The 3,603-nt window shown below is 30.1% G+C and carries 4 protein-coding genes; 1 reads left to right on the forward strand and 3 read right to left on the reverse strand.

Features of this window, described 5'->3' with window-relative positions; all coding sequences use genetic code 11:
• Window positions 1-405: 405 nt before the first annotated feature.
• From RWN11_RS07635 to RWN11_RS07645, 3 genes are all read right to left on the reverse strand, one after another.
• Window positions 406-1,242 carry an alpha/beta hydrolase gene (locus tag RWN11_RS07635; protein WP_314161134.1) on the reverse strand — a complete coding sequence of 279 codons (837 nt, stop codon included), beginning with the start codon at window positions 1,240-1,242 and terminating at the stop codon, window positions 406-408.
• A gap of 123 nt (window positions 1,243-1,365) precedes the next feature.
• Entirely contained in the window at window positions 1,366-2,367 is a 1,002-nt protein-coding gene (locus RWN11_RS07640; protein WP_314161135.1) for an NADP-dependent oxidoreductase, read from the reverse strand.
• A 3-nt stretch (window positions 2,368-2,370) separates the two neighbouring features.
• On the reverse strand, window positions 2,371-2,787 hold the full coding sequence (locus tag RWN11_RS07645; protein ID WP_314161136.1) for an Rrf2 family transcriptional regulator: 417 nt from the start codon (window positions 2,785-2,787) through the stop codon (window positions 2,371-2,373).
• Between the two features lie 376 nt (window positions 2,788-3,163).
• Here RWN11_RS07645 and RWN11_RS07650 point away from each other — a divergent pair.
• A partial coding sequence (locus RWN11_RS07650; protein WP_314161137.1) for a 50S ribosomal protein L11 methyltransferase occupies window positions 3,164-3,603 on the forward strand: 440 nt, incomplete at its 3' end.

A 3,603-nucleotide genomic window follows, 5' to 3' on the forward strand; every position in this document is an offset into this window, starting at 1 on the left:
CGGTTTTATAAAGAGTGTTGCTTATTTCAATCATTATTATTTAATCTTTCAGCCTTGGGATTAAACTCTCTTCTAAAAAAACATGAAATAAAAGTCTCTCTACTAATATTTTATATTACGGTTTACTTAGTCTATATTATACTAAACAACCGTCATTGTCAAGGATTTTGTAAAAAATGTTAGAACGAGTGAAAAATCATTAATTTTTATAATTGAATTTTCTAATCGCTCTAGGCTGAATATATATTTATTTTTTTATATTAGTTAGGGATAACTCGACAAATCGACTTTCGAATCACTCTCTCTTTAAAATGCTACTTTGTTCTTCTAGGTTTTAAAGCTGATAAACCATGCGCCTTAAGTATAATTACTTTCTAACAAGCTACTTTTAATTAGTTTGTCATCTTATTCTCCTAAAAATTCTATTAACTCTTTTGAAAATTCATCTGCGTATTGGAATAATGATCCGTGTGCTGCATTTGGATAAATTATTAATTTACTATTCTCTATTTTTTGATGCATGTTATATGAGTTAATAGTAGGTACCATTAAGTCTTTATCCCCATTTACGATTAGTGTAGGTTGCGTAATAAATTTTAAATCGTCATATCCTATAGTACTCCAACGTTTGATTGCTTTTAATTGTCTTAAGAAGCTAGGAACTTTCATATCGGCATCTGCATTTTCTTTACTACGACTTGCTAATCTATCTAGTACTTTATTCGCTTCAATTTTTCCTTTTTCATCGTGGTTATAGAAGATAAATCTCTTAGGATCTACCCTATTTAATCCTGCTTTTAGCATGAATTTGAAAGTAGTACTAGTCACAGTTCCGATTCCTTCCCCGTCTCTTGGTCCTGTTCCTACTAATATTAATTTTTCTACTAAGTCATTATTTAATCTTGTTACTTCTTGAGCGATCATTCCACCCATTGATAATCCAAGTAGGTTTATTTTGTTATAACCTAATGCTTTAATAATGTCGATAGCTTGTTGTGCCATCCCTGGAATTGTTGTAGCTACTTTTCCTTCACTTCCTCCAACTCCTGGTAGATTTAATAAAATAATATGATGTTTTTCTGCTACTAGGTCGATAAATTTCGGATCCCAATTATCCATTGTCGCCGCTAAGTGTACTAACATCACTAATGGTCTTTCTGATTTACCTTTATTAATTTCTCTATATGCTATTTTTAATCCATTAACATTAATGTATTCATTTCTTTTATTTATATATGACATGATTGTCTCCTAACTTTATTATGTTTGTTGATATTTTGAAATAATATGAGCGACTTGAAAAATATTTTACTAAGAAACCATTATTTTCTAGTCGCACTCTTCTATTATTTCTATATTTTTATATTATTTAAAACTTAAAACTGTTTTACCTCTTGAACGTCCATTTGCTACTTTATCTAATGCTTTATTAACTTCTTTAAAGTCAAATATAGTATCTACAGATGGTTTAATTTCTAATTTTGTGAAAATGTCAGCTACTTCTTGTAATTGTTTGCCATTTGACTCTACGAAAATGAAGTCATATGATACTCCATATTTATTTGCCATTTTATCGAATTTTCTTCCAGCTAAACCTAAGATGAATTGTTTCCAGCAAGCTAAGTTCATACGTTTAGCAAAACTTCCATTTGGCATCGCTCTTAGTGACACTAATTTACCTCCAGATTTCATAATAGTCATTTGTTTTTCAGTTTCTGCTCCTCCAAGAGTATCCAATACGTAATCGATATCTTTTAGTACAGTTGTGTAATCTGTTGTTTTATAGTCGATGAATTGATCAACACCTAATTTTTCAACACGTTCTTTATTTTCTACACTACCATTAGTGATTACTGTTAATCCTTTTGCTTTAGCGATAGGAATAGCCATACCACCTACTCCACCTGTTCCACCTGAGATGAAGATTGTTTTTCCTGATTCTGCCCCCATAAGTTCTAAAGCTTGCATAATTGTTAATGCTGTTAATGGAACAGCTGCTGCTTCTTCATCAGTTAGATAATCTGGTACTTTAGCGATTGCATCTTGATTAATAGCTACATATTCAGCAAAAGCTCCGATTTTATCTAATGGTAATCTAGAGAATACTCTATCTCCAATTTCAAAATTAGCTACATTACTTCCTTTTTGTTCAATTATACCTACTACCTCATTACCTGCAACTTGTGGAAGTGTATAAGGTACGATAATCTTCACTTCTCCGCGTGAAATCATGTTATCTAGTGGATTTACTCCTGCTGCTGTAACTTTTACCAACACTTCATTTTCATTTATTGTAGGTACTGCTACTTCTCTAATTTCAAGTTCTATATTATTTTTATTATATTTTGTGTGTACTGCTGCTTTCATTGTTTATTTTTCTCCTATTATGTATAATTCTTTAATTAATTTTTCTAATGTTTTACTTTCAAGTTTTTTATAAAAAGCTTCTTGTGCTTCATTAAATACTGGCTGTAATAAGTTTTCGATATTTAAACCAACTGGGCATTCTTTATTAGCACCTTCATGGATATTTACTAAGTATTTATCAGGATAAATGATTTGATAAATTTCTGATAATGTAATGTCTTTAGGCTCTTTTGCCAATGTTATTCCAGTTTTTCCTTGTTGACTTTCTATTAGTTCACCTTTTTTTAACACTGCCAAAATTTTTCTTATGTGACTACTATTTGTATTAACACTTTTAGCTAGTAGCTCCGAAGAAACTACTTTATCTGTTTCTGAAATATATATTAGTATGTGTAATGCTACTGAAAATTTTGTATCCATATTTTTCTCCTTTAACTGTCTTTATTCAACTTTTTAACTTGTTCTCGTATCTGATACAAGTATAAGTCTAACATCGAATTTTAAATATGTCAACTTCTTTTTTAAAAAATATTTATAAAAATGACTTTAAGCCTCAGCTATAGAGATAAGCCACTACGTCCTTGCCATACATATTTTCTAATTTTATATTTCTCTACAATTTTTAGAATAATTTTACTGTGCTAATATTTCCTCGTGTATTCTACACTCGAAATATTAACAACTACCCCACCTTTTTAGTTGCTTAAATATTGAAAATAGTATAATATGTGTAGGTATGTAGATTACTAGAATACTCTAGTTAATATGTAAAAATAAAATATTTGTGAGGTATAAAATGGAAAATTGGGTTGAAATTACAATTCATACTACTAATGAAGCTAGTGAAATAGTTGAGTCTATTCTTCTTGATTATGGTTCAACTGGGGTTGCTATCGAAGATCCTACTACTCTTGAGGAGAACTTACATGATGATTTCGGTACTATCGTTGAGCTTAGTCCTGCTGATTATCCTGAAGTCGGAGTTGTCGTTAAAGGATACATTAATGAGCTAAATTTTGATGAGGAAACTTTCAAACGTTTTGAAGCTGAGCTTCTTGCTTTAGGTGAAAATATCAATATTGGAGATTTCTTCAAAATTGAAACTACTATTATTCAAGATAGTGATTGGGAAAATTCTTGGAAAGATTATTTCGATATTCTTAATATCGGTGAAAAATTCGTTATTGTACCTACATGGCGTGAATATGAAAATACTGAAGATAAATATATTATAAA

This window comes from uncultured Gemella sp. (assembly GCF_963519265.1).
Lineage (GTDB): Bacteria > Bacillota > Bacilli > Staphylococcales > Gemellaceae > Gemella.